Here is a 19192-nt window from a genome sequence, read left to right as displayed (position 1 = left end):
ATCTCCGTATTAATCGGTGCTGTTAGTGGCTGTGTCGACCACATTTGATGTTGTCAATGCTTGCAAATGCCAAATATCATCACTGTATTGGCTAATCGTTCTATCACTTGAAAAAACACCACTGGCTGCGGTATTCAAAATACTCATTTTCGTCCAGTGTTGTTGATCTTGGTAGGCGTGTTCAACAGCTCGCTGCGCCTGGACGAAACTTTCAAAATCATGAGCAACTAACCAAGGATCATGGGGACTTTTGATTGCACCAATAATGTCGTCAAATAGCCCTGGTTCAAATAAATTAAAATGACCACTTTCTAGGAGCTGCATCACATTGAGTAAGTCCGGTGTATTATGAATAATATGCATTGGGTTATAGTTGTGTTTTATACCTTCCACTTGTTCGGCTTGGGCACCGAATAAAAAGAAGTTATCAGCACCAACAGCATCACGGATTTCGATGTTTGCACCATCTAAAGTGCCAATCGTCAATGCGCCATTCATCATAAACTTCATATTACCAGTACCGGAGGCTTCTTTACCTGCGGTTGAAATTTGCTCGGATAAATCAGTGGCTGGACAAATCGTTTCCATCGCTGTCACATTATAATTAGGTAAAAACGCGACTCTCAGATAAGGTTGTGCGAGCGGGTCCTTATTAATCACATCGGCAACATTATTAATAAGCTTAATTATACGCTTAGCCATGTAATAACCCGGTGCTGCTTTACCACCTAATAATACACAGCGCGGCACCAAGTTTTCGGTGTCACCGCGTCTAATACGGTCATATAAATGAATAATATGCAGCACATTTAATAATTGCCGTTTGTATTCATGGATACGCTTAACTTGAACGTCAAAAAGCATACTAGTATCAAATTCAACGCCGCAACGCGCTTGCACTAAATCCACTAAACGTTGTTTATTTTCAAGCTTGACCTGTTGCCATTGCTGATGAAACTTTACGTCATCGAAATAACGGCGTAGTTGACTAATCTGCGCAAAATCCCCGACCCAATCTTGACCTATTTTTTCACCAATCAACTGAGTGAGCTTTGGATTGCAATGAGCTAGCCAACGGCGCGGCGTCACACCATTGGTTTTATTGTTGAATTTTTCTGGCCACAACTCATAAAAAGTTTTAAATAAACCCTCTTTTAGTAACTCCGTGTGTAGTGCGGCAACACCGTTGACTGAAAAGCTGCCAACAATGGCCAAGTACGCCATTCTTACTTGTGGATCGTGGCCTTCTTCAATAAGTGATAAGGCTTGCTGTTTTGCAACATCGCCAGGCCATGCCAAAGCAACTTGTGCAAGAAAACGTGCATTTATCTCGTAAATGATTTCTAGAATACGTGGTAATAATCGTGCAAATAACGACACCGACCACTTTTCTAAGGCTTCAGGCAGTAAGGTGTGGTTAGTGTATGCCATAGTACTTGTGGTGATCTGCCATGCAGCATCCCAATCTAAGTCATACTCATCAACAAGTAAGCGCATCAACTCTGCAACAGCAATACTAGGATGAGTGTCGTTGAGTTGAAAAACATGGTAATCAGCAAAGTCACTAAACTCTTCTCCATGCTTTGATACCCAAGTCTCAACGATATCTTGTAAGCTTGCTGATGATAAAAAGTATTGTTGTCTCAGGCGTAGCTCTTTGCCATTTTCACTGCTGTCGTTTGGATAAAGTACCATGGTAATTTGTTCAGCTAGGTTTTTATGTGCAACAGCCTCTGAATAACTTCCTGCATTAAATTCACCTAAATCAAATTCATCCGTAGCTTCAGATTTCCATAGCCGTAAGGTATTAACGATGTCATTTTTATAACCTGGCACCGGTAAATCATAGGGGACAGCTAATACATCTTCTGTGTCTAACCATTGGCGATGAACCCGGCCGTGTTTATCGGTATAGCTCTCAACATGGCCAAAAAATTTAACTCGCTTAGCTTGCTCAGGCGCACTGAGTTCCCACGGGTGACCTTCACGTAACCAATTATCAGGCTGCTCAATTTGATGGCCATTTTCGATTGATTGGTTGAACATGCCATATTCATAACGAATACCATAACCGGTAACTGGTAATGCTAAGCTTGCACAACTATCTAAAAAGCAGGCTGCGAGTCGCCCTAAGCCACCATTACCAAGCCCAGCATCGTGCTCTGCTGCTGCTACATCTTCTACTTGTGCACAGTAATTATTGAGTGCTTGTTTAACTTGCTCATCTAAATCTAAGTTTAAAATAGCATTACCCATCGCCCGCCCCATTAAGAACTCCAGTGAGATATAGGCAGCTTTACGACGCTTTTCACTGTGTATTTGTTGCTTTGTTGCACGACAACGGGCGACGAGTCGATCACGAATAGTAAGTGCTAAGGCGTTGTATAAATACAATTGTGATTTTCCGACTTTATCGCGACCAAGGGTATAATAAAAATGCCGGGATAAATCATCTTCAAGCGTACTTTCATCGATTAAAGGGGCATCTTGCCAGCTTTTTGCAACACATATTTGTTCACCGTTATTAGCCATGTCCTTGATCCTCTAAATTGCCTGTAAAAACCCAACTGCTTTGTGCAGCAACCTCAAACTGTTCTTTATTCTTAAGCTCTGCTTGCGCAACACTGCTCAACGCTAAACGCCAACGCAAATCACCATCAAGCGCCGGTAACTGGCACTTCACTGCCACATCACTGGCGTTTAAAATAATCAGTAACGCGGTATTTAACTGAGTATCTTGTAAGCTATACATCAAAAATTGTTTTGAGCCATCATGCCAATCACTTTCTTGCATCGCGTTACTTTGCTCGGTATACCAATTAACTGCAAAACGTTTGTCTGTGTCATGTAAAAATACACTGTGTTTAAATACACAATACTGTTTTCTGATACTTAGTACATCGTCTATGAAGCGAGTTAAGCTATGGCTGCGTTGCGAGTCTTTCCAAGCCAGCCAACCCGTGCGATTATTTTGACAATAAGCGTTATTATTGCCGCCTTGTGAATGCCCCATTTCACTGCCAGAAGACAGCATAGGCACGCCTTTGGAAAGCAATAAGGTCAGTAACAAGTTTTTTTGCTGCTGCAAACGCAAGGTGGTAATTTTTGCATCATCCGTAAAGCCTTCAAAGCCGCAGTTAAATGAGTAGTTGGCGCTATGACCATCGCGGTTTTGCTCGCCATTCGCTTCATTATGCTTTTGTTCGTAGCTGACCAAATCAGTTAATGTAAAACCGTCATGGCTGGTAATAAAGTTAATGCTATTAAGTGGCCCGCGGTGGTTATGCTCGAATAAATCGAATGAGCCATGCAGACGTTTTGCAAGCTCAGCCAACATATTGTTTTGCCCTTGCCAAAAACGCCGAACAACATCGCGATATTTGTCATTCCACTCGCGCCAAGGCGCAGGAAAAGCACCGAGCTGGTAGCCACCAGGCCCGATATCCCATGGCTCTGCGATGAGCTTTATTTGGCTTAAGATCGGGTCTTGATTAATGGCTTGTAAAAAACTATGAGCTTGGCTAAAACCATGGGCCGTGCGTCCTAAAATAGTCGCAAGGTCAAATCTAAAACCATCTACGCCCATTATTTCAACCCAATAGCGCAGGCTATCGAGGACCATTTTCAAACTAAATGGATCGTCAATATTTAAGGTGTTACCGCAGCCTGTATCGTTAATATACACTGCTGGATTATCAGTTACAGTGCGGTAGTAACCTAGGTTATTTAGACCACGCCAAGACAGGATTGGACCATCACTGCCAGCCTCTGCAGTATGGTTATAAACCACATCCAGAATAACTTCGATACCCGCTTCATGTAACTTAGTGACCATTTGTTGAAACTCAGCAATTTCATCAGTTACTAAGTATTCTTTATGGGGGGTAAAAAAGTTTAACGTATTATAACCCCAGTAGTTTTGCAGACCTTTAGCGGTTAAAAACTGTTCGCTAATAAAGCTATGCACAGGTAACAACTCTAACGTTGTGATGCCAAGAGAGCGTAAATGCTCAATAAAACTTGGATGGCTCAAACCTAAATAGGTGCCTTGCAATTGAGCGGGAATAGTTGGGTGACGTGCAGTGGCGCCTTTTACGTGGCATTCATAAATAACCGTTTTGCCCCAGCTATGTTGCGGTTTTTTACCTTGATATGGCAGTAATTGCACCACTTTAGATTTAGGAATATCAATGGCGTTGTTCACTGTGCTTAACGTACCAATTGGCATTTGTCCGTAGTGGCGCTCACTCCAAGTAAATTCACCAAACAAATCTTTTGCATATGGGTCAATTAACAGTTTTTGACTATTAAAGAACAATCCTTTTTTTGGTTGATAATCGCCGTCAGCCCGATAGCCATATAAAGTACCCGCTGCAAGCGGGGCGATATACAGACTCCATATCCCACCTTCATTATTATTCATTGCCAATTTTAAGACTTCAGTGTGGCCACTGCTATCAAATAAACACACATACAATTGTTTGGCCAAAGGCGCATAAACAGCAAAATTAACGCCGTCTGCTAATACACTCGCGCCAAGTGGCGCTACATGGCCTTGATTTAATTCAATTGATAGACTCATCGAGCACCCTTTTTAAGTAAACGGTCGCAAGCGCGGGTAATGAGATCTTAATACTGTGTTGCTGGCCATGACTTGCTATTGCTTGACTCGAGATTGTTTTATTGGCGTGCGAAAAAACACGTACACCGGAGCCAAACAGTTGCTCATCATCGGTATTTAATATCACTTCAAACTCACCAACGGTTGGTACACCTATACAATAGTCATGATAAACAGTCGGCGTTAAATTGCTGATCACAACCACATAATTGCAGGCTTTTTTTGCAAAGCGAATAAAACTAAAAATACTCTGCTGGGCATTTTGATTATCTATCCAGCTAAAACCAGCAGGATCGGTGTCTAACTGATGCAGTGCCTGCTCATTACAGTAAACATTATTGAGCAAAGTAATTGTTCGCTGTACGCCTTGGTGAGATGAATGTTGTAGCAAATGCCAATCAATTGACTGGTCGTGGTTCCATTCATTTCGTTGTGCGATTTCACTGCCCATGAATAACAGCTTTTTACCTGGATGTGCCCACATAAATGCGTAGTAAGCACGAAGATTGGCAAACTTTTGCCAATCATCACCTGGCATTTTTGCAATTAAAGAGCCTTTACCATGCACTACTTCATCATGACTTAATGGCAATATATAGTTTTCGCTATAGGCATACACCATTGAAAACGTTAATTCATGGTGATGATGTTGACGATATAAAGGGTCGCGCTGCATGTAATGCAAACTGTCATTCATCCAGCCCATATTCCACTTATAACCAAACCCTAAACCATCATGATCCACTTGACGTGTAACTCCGGGCCACGCGGTCGACTCTTCAGCGACCATCATGATCCCAGGGTTATTGGCATAACTGCGTAAATTAACTTGTTTTAAGCATTCAATCGCACCTAAGTTTTCACGACCCCCATATTTATTAGGGATCCACTGACCTTCTTTACGACTGTAATCAAGGTATAACATTGATGCCACTGCATCGACACGTAAGCCGTCAATGGCAAATTCTTCTAACCAATACATGGCATTTGCAACGAGAAAGCTGCGTACTTCAGGGCGATCATAATTGTAAATATAGGTATTCCAATCAGGGTGAAAACCTTGTCTTGCGTCTGCATGCTCAAATAAATGCGTACCATCAAAACGGTGCAAGCCATGGGGATCGCTCGGAAAGTGCCCAGGCACCCAGTCGATCAACAAGCCAATATTTGCTAAATGGCATTGCTCGACAAAATAGCGAAAATCTTCCAAACCACCAAAGCGGCTGGTTGGTGCAAATAACCCTACAGGTTGATAACCCCACGAGCCATCAAATGGAAATTCGCTGATCGGCATAAGCTGAATATGAGTAAAACCATGTTCAGTTACATAACTAATAAGTCGCTGCGCTAACTCTTGGTAATTTAAGTAACGGTCCCCCTCTTTGCGTTGCCAAGACCCCAAATGCACTTCATAAATACTGATCGGCGCATCTACCGCGTTGCGCTTTGTCCGTTGTGCGCGCATTTTATCAGTCAATTCAATCGCCGCTGGGCGCGTTTGTAATACGGAAGCAGTGCCCGGAGCTTGTTGCATTTTAAAGGCAAAGGGATCTGCTTTTTCAAGAATTTCGCCGCTGAGTGTGGTTATCGAAAATTTATAGCATTGTCCTGGTGTCAACTCGGGTATAAATAAGTCCCATACGCCTGAAGCGGGGTTAAAGCGCATAAAATGTTGGCTACGTTGCCAATGATTAAACTCACCAATCACCGAGACACTACTGGCGTTAGGGGCCCAAACACTAAAACGGACACCTTTAATAGCCGATAATTCGATAAAATGAGCACCGAGATGACGATATGCATGCTCTAACGTACCTTCGTTAAATAAGTACATGGCGCTGTTGTCTAGGCTGCTTTCAAACCGATATACATCTTCACAAATAACCTGACACTGGCTGTAATCAACGACTAATTTGTAAGCCGAAATAACTTTATTGCTCAATTGTAAAATGAATAAATCAGAGTCAGGGTAACGTGTACAACTAAGCGTTTGCTTTGCCAGTTTTATACTTAAATTTGTTGCGCCTGGCATATAACAGCGGATCTCACTGTGTGTATCTGAAATTGCATGTAACCCTAAAAAACTAAATGGGTCTTTAAAGCAGCCACGCTTTAACGCATCAACTTGTTGCTCATAGTGCTGTAACTTTGTAGGTTTACGAACATGACTGTTCATTTAATTAGTCCTTATGGAATTAATAGCACTGAGCAGTGCACTATGGCGCGCTAAAATATGCTCACTTGAATGCGATAATACCCGACGCCAATTCGGGTACTCTTGATCTGTACCCGGAATATTAACTGGTAACGTTTGCTCATCTAAGTCATCTAACTGAATTGTAAATAACCGCGCAGGTGCATGCGCTAAGCCTAATGTTACTGCTTGATATACATCTTCTGCCGAGCTGTCTAGCGAGAATGAGTGCTCTTCACAGCTTGACAGAAATCGCAGTAATCGTTGTTTTTCAATTTCTCGTTCTGTTTGCAGTTGGGCAAGCTGCTGCTCGTCTAGCAACTGATATTCATGCTTTAAAGTAAGATCAAACCCTTGCCACCAGCCAAAAAAAGGGGGGACATCATGGTTTGCAACCATCAATAATGATTGTGCAGGAAATGACTGCGCTGTTAAAAACTCACCGTGAAAATCTTTTTCGAAATAAAATAACCCATTTGAAAAAATTGCTTTATCTGCGAGAGCGGTTTTCACTTCTGGTGGCACCACGCCAAGATCTTCTCCAATGACAATACACTGATTCACATGAGATTCAATAGTGAGTATGGCCAATAAACAATCAAAAGGATAATAAACATAACAGCCATCTTGTTGCTGCTGGTTTTCAAAGCACCACCATAAGCGACGAATGGCCATAACGTGATCTATACGTAAGCCGCCAACGTTTTCCATATTGGCACGTATTAGCGCTTTGTAGTAACTAAAATTGTTATCACTGAGCTTAATTGGATTAAGCGCAGGTAATCCCCAATTTTGACCTTGCTCAGCCCAAGGATCCGGTGGCGCGCCGACATAAGCTGAATCGGTAAATAATGACTGTTGATTCAAAAACTCACTGCCGTCACCGGCGCAACCCACCGCTAAATCATTGATCAGCCCGATGTTCATACCATGATCTCTGGCACTGGTTTGGCACTGTTTTAATTGCACATGTGCTTGCCACTGCAAGTAATTAGCAAATTCAGTGTCATTGACTTTTAATGTCGCAAGTGTTGCTTCATGCAGCTGACAGAAATCACTAAAATGCTGTTTGCGTTGCTCGCTGCCATGGTTTTTAAAATGCTGGTACAGTAACTTAAATGCAGCATACTTAAACTGATTTACGTCGCTGTAATCAATATATTGTAAGCCTTGAATACGCTGTTTAAATTCAGTTGCAGTAGAGCTTTGCAAGTAATGATCAAGTTCAAGGTTATTTTTGCTATCTATACATAAATCAATGGCTAAATATAATGGATTTAATAAAGCACGGCTATTAGGACTGTAAGGACTCGCTCGCTCTGGTTGCTGACAAAATAATAAATGCAGTGGGTTTAATAAAATATAGTCCAACTGCTGCTGCCCAGCTTGCTCCACCAACGCTAATAAATCAGCAAAATCCCCGACTCCTTGCTCAGCTTTATTTTTTAAACTATAAAGTTGAATAGATAATCCGGTTTGTTTTTCATCACCGACTTGATAGCTATGTTTTGGTGTCACCCACAACTGAGTTTGCTGTGTAGTATCAGCCACCTGCACAGTCGCATCAAGATAGCCAATTGGCAAAGCGGGCAAAGGAAAAATCAGCTCTAGGTAAGTGATTCCATTAAAAACATAATCACCACAACAGTGTAGTTCTGCCAATGAGTGTGTGACACTCGGTAAATCGATAGTAGTAAAAGAAACTGTGCATTGCAGCGCTAACTTACGTTTATCAACGCGTACTTTTACTGCTGGTTGCTCTGCGCTGACTAAGCTACAACTTGGTACCAGCTGTAACCACTTATTCGCGTCTAAAAGAATATTAAGATGATCAATTTGCGCCTGATCAGTGACATCAACACCGCAGCAACTCAGTGCAGCACTGCGGGTGTCGTTACTAAAAACAACATGCTCACCGTTATACTTAGTGTATTCATAGCCAATACCGTGTAGATAAAACAGCTGTGAAAGTGACTCCATTAACCGCGCCTTAAATACGTTGTGTATTGACTATACTATTTTCTGTACCAAAGCTGTTTGCAATGTATCCATCCGCGTGCTGATCGTTGTCCCAAATTGTACCATTGACCAAATAGCGAAAATGAAACTGTTGATCATTGGGTAAACGCTGCTTGAGTTTAAAGCACTGCTCTTTTTTATTAAATTTCATAGCCACAGGCTGCCAATCGGTAAATTCGGCAACTAGCTGAACATGATCTGCCTGAGGATGCTGAAATTCAAAAGTAACTTCGGCTTCATTTTTAGTTTTAAAAAATCGTTTACTTAACATAGCGGGCTCCAAATAAACCTTGAGGTTAATTAATCCTTGCCACCGTGCCGTGCTCAACTACTCAACATATGCATGGGGTTGTGTTGTATTCATAACATTTGTTCAGTTAAACAAAGTTATATTGATGCTTTATGACAGTGCAATTAAATAAATACTGCACCTAAAGCGTGCAAAAGATTTGCAAATACTCATCTAGTTGTACGCAATTTAAATAAGAGCAAAAATTAAACCAAGTTTTAATGACTGTCTGAATTATGAACTATAAAGTAGTTAACAAATAAGCGCTGGTAAAGTGAATAAATTTAATACTTACGTTGAGTAAACACTCGACATTTCTGAGCCAATCGCGTTTATAAAAAGAGTAGCTCCTTTTGCAGGATTATTGTTAAAGAAATGTTTTGTTAGTTAGTCTGACAAACTATATACTGACAAAAATAGGCAGTACCTAATAATAAACTCATAAAATTGGGATAAAATGGTTTAATGGAATGACTAAACTTTTTCGCTTACTCAGTATGACCTTCATTGCTGTCATTGTTTTTTGTTATGGCATGAATATACTATTAACAAACCAAGTCAATACTATTAATACGCAACAATCGAGTATCGCTATCAGGGCATTTGACACTGCCACCACTGAGCTTACAATGCCCCCTTGGTACAACCCAATTTTAAGCGGCCACCATATAATCAGTAAAGACGGAACCGATTACCTGCTCATCAAAGTAACAGATAACCAATTTATTACCGCCCAAGCATCATCTTTGATAAGCGCCACCATTTTGTCACCTGCCAATTTTATTTTATTGATTCTAATTGGTTTGTTTTTTACTTGGTATCTAGGTAAACAGCTAAATAGTAAACGTGAAAAACTATTAATTGCCCAACTTAATTTACAAACTCACCAAGTAATCGACTCATTTAATATTCAGCTACCTGAATTAAAGCACGCAACAGAAGTCACTCGCCTAAGCCAGGCAATTAATGCGTTAACCACTCACGTTGCAAACTATGCCCGCGAAACTCAAACTAGCATCAGCCAAGATAAACTCACCCTATTAATTGACCGCCATGCTTACATTGAGCACCTTGATCGACAGCTCAACGGCGCTGAATTAAAAAATATTCATTGCGCGTTACTCTTTATCGATTTAGACGGTTTCAAGCAAGTAAATGATTCCTTTGGCCATAGTTTTGGCGATGAAGTACTGATACAAGTTGCAGAGCGCCTTGCCTGCGTTTTACGTCATCATAAGCTTAACGATATCAATCCGACAAGCTTATTAGAACAAAATTTAGCACGTTTAGGTGGTGATGAGTTTTCTATATTTATCAACAATATAGATATAGAATCAAAAACATTAGCTGTAGCCCAGCATGTTCTAAATGAAATAGAGCGTGACTTTGTACTCGGTAATAAACTGATAAAAATTAGCGCCAGTGTTGGCATAGCAGTGTACCCAGAAAGCGCCTCTACACCCCATGCACTGCTACAAATGGCTGATGTTGCCATGTACCGAGCAAAAACCGATGGCCGCGGTATTTTTAAAGTATATTCACCTGAGATGGGTAACAAAATGCGCCGCTATCATTACTTATTAGAAGAGCTACGTTTAGCTATTGCTTGCCATAATTTTCATTTATCATTTCAACCCATCGTGCATGTAGAAGATTGCGCTATAGATTATTTCGAAGCGTTAGTCCGTTGGGATCACCCTGTAGAAGGGCCAATTTCCCCGGTTGAATTTATTCCCATTGCTGAAGAGTCAAACCTCATTTTAGAACTCGGTGATTGGATAATGTTAGAGTCATGCCGACAAATGGCTGCGTGGCATAATGCAGGTATGCGCAAAGTAAAAATATCAGTGAATGTTTCTGGCATTCAACTCAAACATCGCCCTATTCATGAGTGGGTAATGAAAAAGCTCGCTAAAACAGGCCTACCACCAAGCTCTTTGATGTTAGAAATAACCGAATCAACCTTGATCACAGCAAGTGATACCATTATTAATGAACTTGAAAAATTACGTAAAGAAGGCGTCACTATTGCCATTGATGACTTTGGTACTGGGTTTAGTTCTTTAAGCACCCTAGCTGATTTACCTATTGATGTGATCAAAATTGACCGACTGTTTATTGCACAAGCGAATGAAAACCCTAAATACAACGAAATTTTAAACTCTATCAGCGAGTTAGGAACTAAACTAGGACTTAAGATTGTCGCTGAAGGCGTTGAAGAAATTGCTCAATTTGAGCTCGTAAAGCGCATGGGTATTCGCTGTGTGCAAGGTTATTTAGTTAGCCGCCCACAATCATCGATTAACGTTGGCAGTAAGGTATTACAAGGTAACGTTAATCATATTGCAGCAACTGGCACAGGGGTTTGGAACCTAGAAAGCTGATAATCAGTCAATATCATCCTTTTGCCATAGAAATTACATTCAAAATAGATAATAATACTCAGTAACTTAGTATCAAATCTTAGCTTTCCATGCTCAAAAAAAGCCTTTATTCTCTTATCACAGTGGCGATTTTCGCTGTTGCGATCATTATTAGTATGTCTATTTATACCCTATATAGTAAAAAACAAATTAGTGTTGATCCTAAGTTAAAAGAAATATCAGGGATTGAATTTGATAAATTCAATCGACTTTGGGCTATCAACGATGGCGGCGATGATCCAAAATTATATCGTCTCAACGAAGACGGTTCGATAGCGAAAGAAGTACTGGTAACAAATGCTAAAAATATCGACTGGGAAGATATGACTCAAAACGATTTTGGTCACTTCTTTTTGGGTGATTTTGGTAATAATAAACAAGAGCGTAAATGGCTGTCGATTTATAAAATTGAAAATCCCATTGATATCAAAGGACATACTACCGAAGCCGAAATCATTAAGTTCACCTATCCTGAACTCGATGGCAACCCTGTCACACCAGATAAACGTAATTTTGACCTTGAAGCATTTGTTGCTTTTGGCCGCCACTTATATCTGTTTACAAAAAATCGCACAGAGCCGTTTGATGGTATTACCAATGTCTATAAGGTCGGCGATCATGCAGCTAATTTCGATGCAGAGTTAATCGATTCATTTAAAACCTGTACCACCATGGAAAAACTCTGTTGGATCACTTCAGCAGCATTGAGCCCGAATCGCAGCAAATTAGTGCTGCTTGATTCCACCAGTATTTGGCTTTTTGAAAACTTCACCGAAGATAAGTTTTTCTCCGGTGATGTATCAATCATAGATTTAGGTATCGTTACACAAAAAGAAGCAATTACCTTCTACGATGAAAATACCTTGATCTTCACTGATGAAGAATTTAAAGGCATTGGCGGCAATGCCTACGTTATCAAACTAGATGAAGTCACCAAAAAAGTAATTAGAAAAGCACCTAAATAATTAAAACAAATCAATATCTGATTGCAGCTGTTGTGGTTCGATTAAGTGTTTACTGATCAATTCATCATAAAAACACAATTGATCACGGCCATTTTGCTTTGCATAATAAAGCGCTCTATCAGCATTTTCTATCACTGAAATTGGAAAGTCATATAGGCTTATTCTCGATAAACCAATACTTAAGGTAAGTTGGCTAATAAATGGAAATTTTGTTTCCCTAATAAAGGCTAGAAAGCCAGTAAGTTTAGCTTGTATAGATGCTAAATCGGTGGGCTCAAATACAAGTACAAACTCTTCTCCGCCAAAGCGAAAAATTAAATCAGTGGAGCGAAAAAAACTTTTCATTTTTTGAGCTAGCACTAATAACACTTCATCACCACAAACATGACCATACTGATCATTTATCATCTTGAAATGATCAATATCCACAATTGCCAACCAAGAAGTTGCGTCAGCTTGACGATTTCTATTCTCATCATTTTTGTTTGTTTTGTGCTGTTTAACTACCTGCTTTTCAAGGAGTAACCTTAACTTTTTATCAAATGTTTGGCGATTTAAAAGTCCGGTTAATTTATCTGTTTCGTTTTCGTGCAGGATAGCAAGGTAATTTTCAAAGATCCGACAAAATGCATTTAAGAGCACCTGCTCTTCGCTTTTTAACTCACCAGAAGTAATTGCAATAGCGCCTACGGGCCTATCTTGCAGACAAATTGGCAACCAGCGATGCTCTTTATTATCGTCCGCTTTAACCGTTATGATGCATGTTGAACGCATACACGAAATGAGTTCATCACTAGGGCTATCGATAATACTTTTATCAAGCCAAGTAAACTCTTTCGCTCCTTTAAATAGTAATGATGCACTACGCTCAACTCTAAGCTCCCCCTCTATTGCTAAATCTTTATAAATTGTAATTTCTGAGCACGTTATAAACTCCTGAATTGTTGAAATAATCGTATATTCAAGCGAATTGATGTCTCTGTTTTTAGTGATCTTGATAATAGAATTTAATAAATTAACTTGCATGAATCCTCGATAGTTACCGCTTAGTGAAGCTAGGGTTATGACATACAGAATTAATCCTAAGATAAATACTAGCGTAGTCTAAAAAACGATTAAATTTAAATTCGTAGAATTATTTTAACCACTACTTCATTAGTACTAGCGATTAAACTTTGTTTCTAAAATAACGGATGATGTGGTTCGCTCTACGCCATCAAGGTTGCCTATATCATCAAGCAAGTGACTTAATTTCTCTAAATTCTGCGCCTGAACCACAGCAATTAGATCGAATTCGCCACTGATCGCATAAAGCTGCGAAATAGCATCTATTTGCTTAAGTTCTATATTAGTTTTAGTCGTCAGTTTTTGTTTTACCTTTATAGATACGTGCGCAGAAACCATGGCATTTAAATAGGCTTCACCGTAATCAACACTGTATCCTTTAATAACACCTGACTCTTCTAATTTTAGCATGCGACTTTGCACCGTCGAGCGCGACAGGTTTAGTAGCCGCGCAAGGTCAGAAATACTCGCTCTGGCATTTGTACGTAGTATAGAAAGTAGCTTCTCATCTTGTGTAGTTATCATATTGATTATTTTCTTCACTATTTTGTATTTTATTTTAATCATTTTTCACAAAATAGCACTGCAAATTTAAACTTCGAACCAAGATAATAGTAGCATTAGATAATAAAAATTATGAAATCAATCTATTGCGGGTTACTAACGGCTTAATTAACCCCTTTTATGCAATATCACTTTTTTCACTTTAAGCCAGATCTAGGTGTAATAAATGCAAGTAACAAGAGAATTATTCAACGACGTAATGGTGCCAAACTACAATCCATCAGAGGTGATCCCTGTTCGTGGTCAAGGCTCTCGTGTATGGGATCAAAACAACAAAGAGTATATCGACTTTGCCGGAGGAATTGCAGTTAACTGTTTAGGCCACTGTCACCCAGCGCTTGTGAGCGCACTAAAAGAGCAAGGCGAAAAAATTTGGCATTTATCGAATGTCATGACAAATGAGCCAGCACTGCGCTTAGCGAAAAAAATGACCGATGCCACGTTTGCCGATAAAGTCTACTTTGCCAACTCAGGGGCAGAGGCAAACGAAGCAGCACTTAAACTTGCTCGTCGTTTTGCACTTGATGTTCATGGTGAAGATAAAACTCAAATCATCGCCTTCAACAAAGGCTTCCATGGCCGTACATTCTTTACAGTAACCGTAGGTGGACAAGCAGCTTATTCTGACGGTTTTGGCCCTAAACCTGCAGCAATTGACCACTGTGATTATAACGACTTAGCGGCATTTGAAACACTAATTAGCGAAAAAACCTGTGCGGTCATGATGGAACCCCTGCAAGGCGAAGGCGGTATTATCTCGCCAACCAATGAATTCATGCAAGGTGTGCGCGCACTATGTGACAAACACAATGCACTGCTTATTTTTGATGAAGTGCAAACTGGTGTTGGCCGTACCGGTGCTTTATATGCTTACCAAGAATTAGGGATAACACCTGATATTCTAACGACAGCCAAAGCGCTAGGCGGCGGTTTTCCAATAGGTGCGATGATCACCACCACGCAGATCGCGCAGCATCTTAAAGTTGGCACACATGGTTCAACCTACGGCGGTAATCCACTGGCCTGTGCGGTAGCAGAAGCAGCTTTTGATACTGTAAATACCGCAGATGTACTAGCGGGTGTCAAACAACGCGAACAACTTATCCGTGATGGTTTGAATGCCATCAACGCGCAATATGACGTGTTTAGCGAAGTACGTGGGAAAGGTCTATTATTAGGTGCTGTACTTAACAGCAAATTTGAAGGGCGCGCGCGTGACTTTTTAGTTGCCAGCACTAAACACGGCTTAATGAGCTTAGTTGCAGGGACCAATGTCGTTCGTTTTACACCTTCATTAGTGATCCCAATTGAAGACATTAAAGAAGGCTTAGCACGCTTTGAAAAAGCGGTTGCGGATGTTGTAAACGGTTAATCTAATTTAGCGCCCTCACCGGGCGCTAATGGAGCACTTTTAAATGCATGTATTACGTCCTATTACTGCCAGTGACTTTGCTGCACTCAAGCAAATAGCCATTGAATCTGGTCATGGCTTTACGTCATTACCTGTAAATGATGCCTTATTACTTGAAAAAATTGAGCGCGCTGAACGTAGCTTTGCTAAAAACATCAATCAACCTCAAGATGAAAGTTACTTATTTGTTTTAGAAGATAGCCAAACTGGTGAAGTGGTTGGCACAACTGCCATTGAAGCTGCGGTTGGTTTAAATGTACCTTTGTATCATTATCACCTTGGCAAAACTGTTCATCATTCACGTACACTAAACGTCTACAACACTGTTGATATATTGAGTATGTGTAACGATTACACTGGTTGCTCTGAAATATGTACCTTGTTTTTACGCGAAGATAGCCGCAAAGGACTGGCTGGGCGCTTTTTATCTCGATCACGGTTTTTATTTATGGCTCAGCACAGTGAACGCTTTGCCGATACAATCATCGCAGAAATGCGTGGTGTGAGTGACGAACACGGCCACTCTCCTTTTTGGCAATGGTTAGAAGAGCACTTTTTTAGTATCGAATTTCCACAAGCTGATCACCTCGTCGGGTTAGGCGATAAAGTGTTTATCAGTGAGTTGATGCCAAAATACCCAATTTACGCCAATCTGTTAAGTAAAAAAGCGCAAGCCGTAATTGGTAAAGTGCACGATAAAACTAAACCGGCACTCAAGCTACTTGAAAAAGAAGGCTTTGAGCACCGTGGATACGTTGATTTATTTGATGCAGGGCCCACTGTTGAAGCCAAGCTCGGCAATATTCGTAGTGTTCGCGAATCACTGGTATGCCCTATTTCTATTGGTGAACTCGATTACGTTGACGAACAAAGTTCAGATACCTTGGCGATATGTAACCAAGGCGTCAGCGATTTTAGAGCCACGTTCACCAAGCACGCGCATTACAATCATGCTAAGCATACCTTGATAATCAGCCACGATGTTGCCCACGCACTTAAATTAAAACAAGGGGATGCAGCGCGGTTCTTTCGGCTGTGATCTTGTTAAGGAATCACCTTATGAGTACAACGACTCAACTTATTAATAACCAATGGCAAAGCGGCCTTGGTCACGACTTTACTTCAGTTAACCCAAGTAATGGTGAAACGATTTGGCAAGGTAAAACAGCCAGTAAAGAGCAAGTGAATGATGCTATTGCCGCAGCGCGTAAAGCGCAGTTTGCTTGGGCGCAAACGCCTATTAGCGAGCGCATTACGGTACTTGAAAACTTTGTTGCCCAGTTGCAAGCGCACAGCGAAGAGTTTGCAACCATTATTGCCCGTGAAACCGGCAAACCATTGTGGGAAACCCGCACAGAAGTGGGCGCAATGACCGGCAAAGTGGCTATTTCAATTAAAGCCCATCACGAACGCACAGGAACCACAGAAAATCCAATGCCAGGTGCCAAAGCGTTTATTCGCCATAAGCCGCATGGTGTAGTGGCGATATTTGGCCCGTATAACTTTCCAGGTCATCTACCAAACGGTCATATAGTCCCTGCAATTTTAGCGGGTAATACTGTGGTATTTAAACCGTCAGAATTAACGCCACATGTTGCGCAGTTTACTTTAGAACTCTGGCTAAAAGCAGGCTTACCCGCGGGTGTGATCAACCTCATTCAAGGTGAAGTTGACACCGGTATTGCCCTTGCCAGCCACCAAGGTATTGATGGCTTATTTTTTACTGGCAGTTCTAATACAGGTCACCTGCTTCACAAGCAATTTGCAGGGCATCCAGGCAAAATTCTCGCCTTAGAAATGGGCGGCAATAATCCACTGATCATCAAAGATGTGGCGGATATCAACGCTGCGGTACACGATATTATTCAATCTGGCTTTATTACCTCAGGGCAACGTTGCACCTGCGCTCGCCGTGTATTTATTGAAAACACAGCAAATGGCGATGCTATTTTAGCCAAACTCATCAGCGCCACTAAGAATATTAAAGTTGCTGATAGCTTTGCCCAAGAGCAACCATTTATGGGAGCAATGATCAGTGAAAAAGCAGCTCTTGGCATGGTTAGCGCACAACAGCAACTAATTGATATGGGAGCTAAATCACTGGTTGAGCTGAAACACTTAAAAGTCGGCACTGGTTTTGTAAGCCCTGGTATCATTGATGTAAGCAATATTACAAACATGCCAGATGAAGAACACTTTGGACCACTAATAAAAGTGTATCGCTACACTGAATTTGACAGCGCCATTGATGAAGCCAACAATACCTCATTTGGTTTATCAGCAGGCCTGCTGAGCGACTCAAATGATGATTACCAGCACTTTTTAAAGCGTATTCGTGCTGGTATTGTAAATTGGAACCGCCCTATTACAGGTGCGTCAAGCGCTGCGCCATTTGGTGGCATCGGTGCAAGTGGTAATCACAGAGCGAGCGCCTATTACGCTGCTGATTACTGCTCATACCCTGTTGCCTCTGTTGAAGCAAACAAAGTAAATTTACCAGAAACCCTCGCGCCGGGCTTAATCATTAAATAATGACTAAATGGCTACACACCATTTAAACCAAATTAAGGAATTAAAAATGCACACAGATGTAAATGCCCTATTTGACAACCTATGGCAAAATTATTTATCCGTTACGCCTTCGGCGGTTAAGGTTCATGAATTACTCGGTTCAACGCAAAAAGATGATGTGATTAATGATCACATTGCATTGAGAACATTTAACCATGAGCACATTGGCCTTGAAAAACTTGCAGCCCACTTTTTAGCCGTTGGCTATAAAGAATGTGGCGAATACCACTTTGAAGCTAAAAAGCTTTACGCTAAACATTATGAGCACAGCGATCCTAGAAAGCCAAAAGTGTTTATCTCAGAACTTTTAGTTGAGCAATGCTCACCTGAGCTGCAAGCCATCGTCAATGATATGGTCGCCAATATCGATGCAGCAGCGGTGACTGTAGACGACTTTTTATATTCAGGCACTCACTGGCAAGTTAGCACCGAAATCTATAAAAAACTGCTTGCAGAAAGTGAATATGCGGCTTGGATGTCAGCATGGGGGTACCGTGCTAATCACTTCACGGTGAGCATTAATGAACTGGCAAAGTTTGATAATATCGAAACGGTAAACCAAGCACTAAAAGATGCAGGTTTTGCGCTTAATACATCAGGGGGTGAAGTTAAAGGTTCTCCAGAAGTTTTACTTGAACAGTCATCAACCCTTGCTGATGATTTTGCCGTAGAGTTCAGCGATGGCAAGATGAGTGTACCGAGCTGTTTTTATGAATTTGCACTTCGTTACAATAAGCCAGATGGCGAGCTTTACACCGGCTTTGTTGCCGCTTCTGCCGATAAAATTTTTGAAAGTACCAACGCACGTTAATTAATTACATAAAGCCCGCAAGGGCTTTTTTTAAAAAGACAAAATTAAAGTTTCTTGTTATTTTAATAATAACTAAAAGGAACTTGTATGAAAATTCTGCTACTCATTTACTTGGCTTTTATGCTGCCTTGCCTATGCAAAGCAAGCTGTTACTTTTTTATCTTATGAATATTTTCTCACCGAAGAAGAAAAATCTATTGCTGATGAACGCTACCTTGCTGCTTTTACGCAAGCACTCAGCCATAAATTTAAAGTAGAG

The 19192-nt window shown here is 40.8% G+C and carries 13 protein-coding genes; 6 read left to right on the top strand and 7 right to left on the bottom strand.

The window, feature by feature from the left end:
* Positions 1–9 precede the first annotated feature (9 nt).
* Genes NDQ71_RS20520 through NDQ71_RS20500 form a run of 5 tightly spaced genes read right to left on the bottom strand, consistent with a single transcriptional unit; the run spans position 10 to position 9105 of the window.
* Positions 10–2532, bottom strand: coding sequence for a glycogen/starch/alpha-glucan phosphorylase (locus NDQ71_RS20520; RefSeq protein WP_301563048.1), 2523 nt, complete (start codon positions 2530–2532; stop codon positions 10–12).
* On the bottom strand, positions 2525–4582 hold the full coding sequence (glgX, locus tag NDQ71_RS20515) for a glycogen debranching protein GlgX (protein ID WP_192541735.1): 2058 nt from the start codon (positions 4580–4582) through the stop codon (positions 2525–2527). The genes NDQ71_RS20520 and glgX overlap by 8 nt, the downstream gene beginning before the upstream one ends.
* Positions 4566–6797, bottom strand: a complete 2232-nt coding sequence (glgB, locus tag NDQ71_RS20510; RefSeq protein WP_301563047.1) for a 1,4-alpha-glucan branching protein GlgB — start codon at positions 6795–6797, stop codon at positions 4566–4568. The genes glgX and glgB overlap by 17 nt, the downstream gene beginning before the upstream one ends.
* Positions 6798–8795 carry a 4-alpha-glucanotransferase gene (malQ, locus tag NDQ71_RS20505; protein WP_301563046.1) on the bottom strand — a complete coding sequence of 666 codons (1998 nt, stop codon included), beginning with the start codon at positions 8793–8795 and terminating at the stop codon, positions 6798–6800.
* Positions 8796–8805: 10 nt separating this feature from the next.
* A complete protein-coding gene (locus NDQ71_RS20500) occupies positions 8806–9105 on the bottom strand; it encodes an isoamylase early set domain-containing protein (RefSeq protein WP_064665014.1) in 300 nt (99 codons plus the stop codon).
* A 488-nt stretch (positions 9106–9593) separates the two neighbouring features.
* On the opposite strand from NDQ71_RS20500, the gene NDQ71_RS20495 reads away from it, so the two are divergent.
* Both NDQ71_RS20495 and NDQ71_RS20490 read left to right on the top strand, forming a co-directional pair.
* Positions 9594–11507 carry a bifunctional diguanylate cyclase/phosphodiesterase gene (locus tag NDQ71_RS20495; RefSeq protein WP_301563045.1) on the top strand — a complete coding sequence of 638 codons (1914 nt, stop codon included), beginning with the start codon at positions 9594–9596 and terminating at the stop codon, positions 11505–11507.
* Between the two features lie 89 nt (positions 11508–11596).
* The gene (locus tag NDQ71_RS20490) at positions 11597–12511 is read left to right on the top strand and encodes a hypothetical protein (protein WP_301563044.1); all 915 of its coding nucleotides are present in this window, start codon (positions 11597–11599) and stop codon (positions 12509–12511) included.
* On the opposite strand, the gene NDQ71_RS20485 is transcribed toward NDQ71_RS20490, so the two are convergent.
* Positions 12512–13537, bottom strand: coding sequence for a GGDEF domain-containing protein (locus NDQ71_RS20485; RefSeq protein WP_301563043.1), 1026 nt, complete (start codon positions 13535–13537; stop codon positions 12512–12514).
* Between the two features lie 135 nt (positions 13538–13672).
* On the bottom strand, positions 13673–14101 hold the full coding sequence (locus NDQ71_RS20480; protein ID WP_064665018.1) for an Lrp/AsnC family transcriptional regulator: 429 nt from the start codon (positions 14099–14101) through the stop codon (positions 13673–13675).
* 205 nt (positions 14102–14306) lie between these two features.
* On the opposite strand from NDQ71_RS20480, the gene NDQ71_RS20475 reads away from it, so the two are divergent.
* Genes NDQ71_RS20475 through NDQ71_RS20460 form a run of 4 tightly spaced genes read left to right on the top strand, consistent with a single transcriptional unit; the run spans position 14307 to position 18933 of the window.
* Entirely contained in the window at positions 14307–15512 is a 1206-nt protein-coding gene (locus NDQ71_RS20475) for an aspartate aminotransferase family protein (RefSeq protein ID WP_301563042.1), read from the top strand.
* A 43-nt stretch (positions 15513–15555) separates the two neighbouring features.
* A complete protein-coding gene (astA, locus tag NDQ71_RS20470) occupies positions 15556–16590 on the top strand; it encodes an arginine N-succinyltransferase (RefSeq protein ID WP_064665020.1) in 1035 nt (344 codons plus the stop codon).
* Positions 16591–16610: 20 nt separating this feature from the next.
* On the top strand, positions 16611–18083 hold the full coding sequence (astD, locus tag NDQ71_RS20465) for a succinylglutamate-semialdehyde dehydrogenase (protein WP_192543106.1): 1473 nt from the start codon (positions 16611–16613) through the stop codon (positions 18081–18083).
* Positions 18084–18129: 46 nt separating this feature from the next.
* A complete protein-coding gene (locus tag NDQ71_RS20460; protein ID WP_192543107.1) occupies positions 18130–18933 on the top strand; it encodes a DUF1338 domain-containing protein in 804 nt (267 codons plus the stop codon).
* Positions 18934–19192 lie beyond the last annotated feature (259 nt).

Source organism: Pseudoalteromonas sp. KG3 (genome assembly GCF_030436385.1).
GTDB lineage: Bacteria > Pseudomonadota > Gammaproteobacteria > Enterobacterales > Alteromonadaceae > Pseudoalteromonas > Pseudoalteromonas prydzensis.
Note: the sequence above shows the minus strand (reverse complement) of the source record. Positions and strands in the feature narration are given on the sequence as shown.

Excerpts from the sequence above, each read along its gene's own strand:
- astD (WP_192543106.1), top strand. The coding sequence starts at position 16,611 with ATGAGTACAACGACTCAACTTATTAATAACCAATGGCAAAGCGGCCTT.
- NDQ71_RS20460 (WP_192543107.1), top strand. The coding sequence starts at position 18,130 with ATGCACACAGATGTAAATGCCCTATTTGACAACCTATGGCAAAATTAT.
- astA (WP_064665020.1), top strand. The coding sequence starts at position 15,556 with ATGCATGTATTACGTCCTATTACTGCCAGTGACTTTGCTGCACTCAAG.
- glgX (WP_192541735.1), bottom strand. The coding sequence starts at position 4,582 with ATGAGTCTATCAATTGAATTAAATCAAGGCCATGTAGCGCCACTTGGC.
- NDQ71_RS20520 (WP_301563048.1), bottom strand. The coding sequence starts at position 2,532 with ATGGCTAATAACGGTGAACAAATATGTGTTGCAAAAAGCTGGCAAGAT.
- malQ (WP_301563046.1), bottom strand. The coding sequence starts at position 8,795 with ATGGAGTCACTTTCACAGCTGTTTTATCTACACGGTATTGGCTATGAA.
- NDQ71_RS20480 (WP_064665018.1), bottom strand. The coding sequence starts at position 14,101 with ATGATAACTACACAAGATGAGAAGCTACTTTCTATACTACGTACAAAT.
- NDQ71_RS20495 (WP_301563045.1), top strand. The coding sequence starts at position 9,594 with ATGACTAAACTTTTTCGCTTACTCAGTATGACCTTCATTGCTGTCATT.
- NDQ71_RS20500 (WP_064665014.1), bottom strand. The coding sequence starts at position 9,105 with ATGTTAAGTAAACGATTTTTTAAAACTAAAAATGAAGCCGAAGTTACT.
- NDQ71_RS20490 (WP_301563044.1), top strand. The coding sequence starts at position 11,597 with ATGCTCAAAAAAAGCCTTTATTCTCTTATCACAGTGGCGATTTTCGCT.
- NDQ71_RS20485 (WP_301563043.1), bottom strand. The coding sequence starts at position 13,537 with ATGCAAGTTAATTTATTAAATTCTATTATCAAGATCACTAAAAACAGA.
- glgB (WP_301563047.1), bottom strand. The coding sequence starts at position 6,797 with ATGAACAGTCATGTTCGTAAACCTACAAAGTTACAGCACTATGAGCAA.
- NDQ71_RS20475 (WP_301563042.1), top strand. The coding sequence starts at position 14,307 with ATGCAAGTAACAAGAGAATTATTCAACGACGTAATGGTGCCAAACTAC.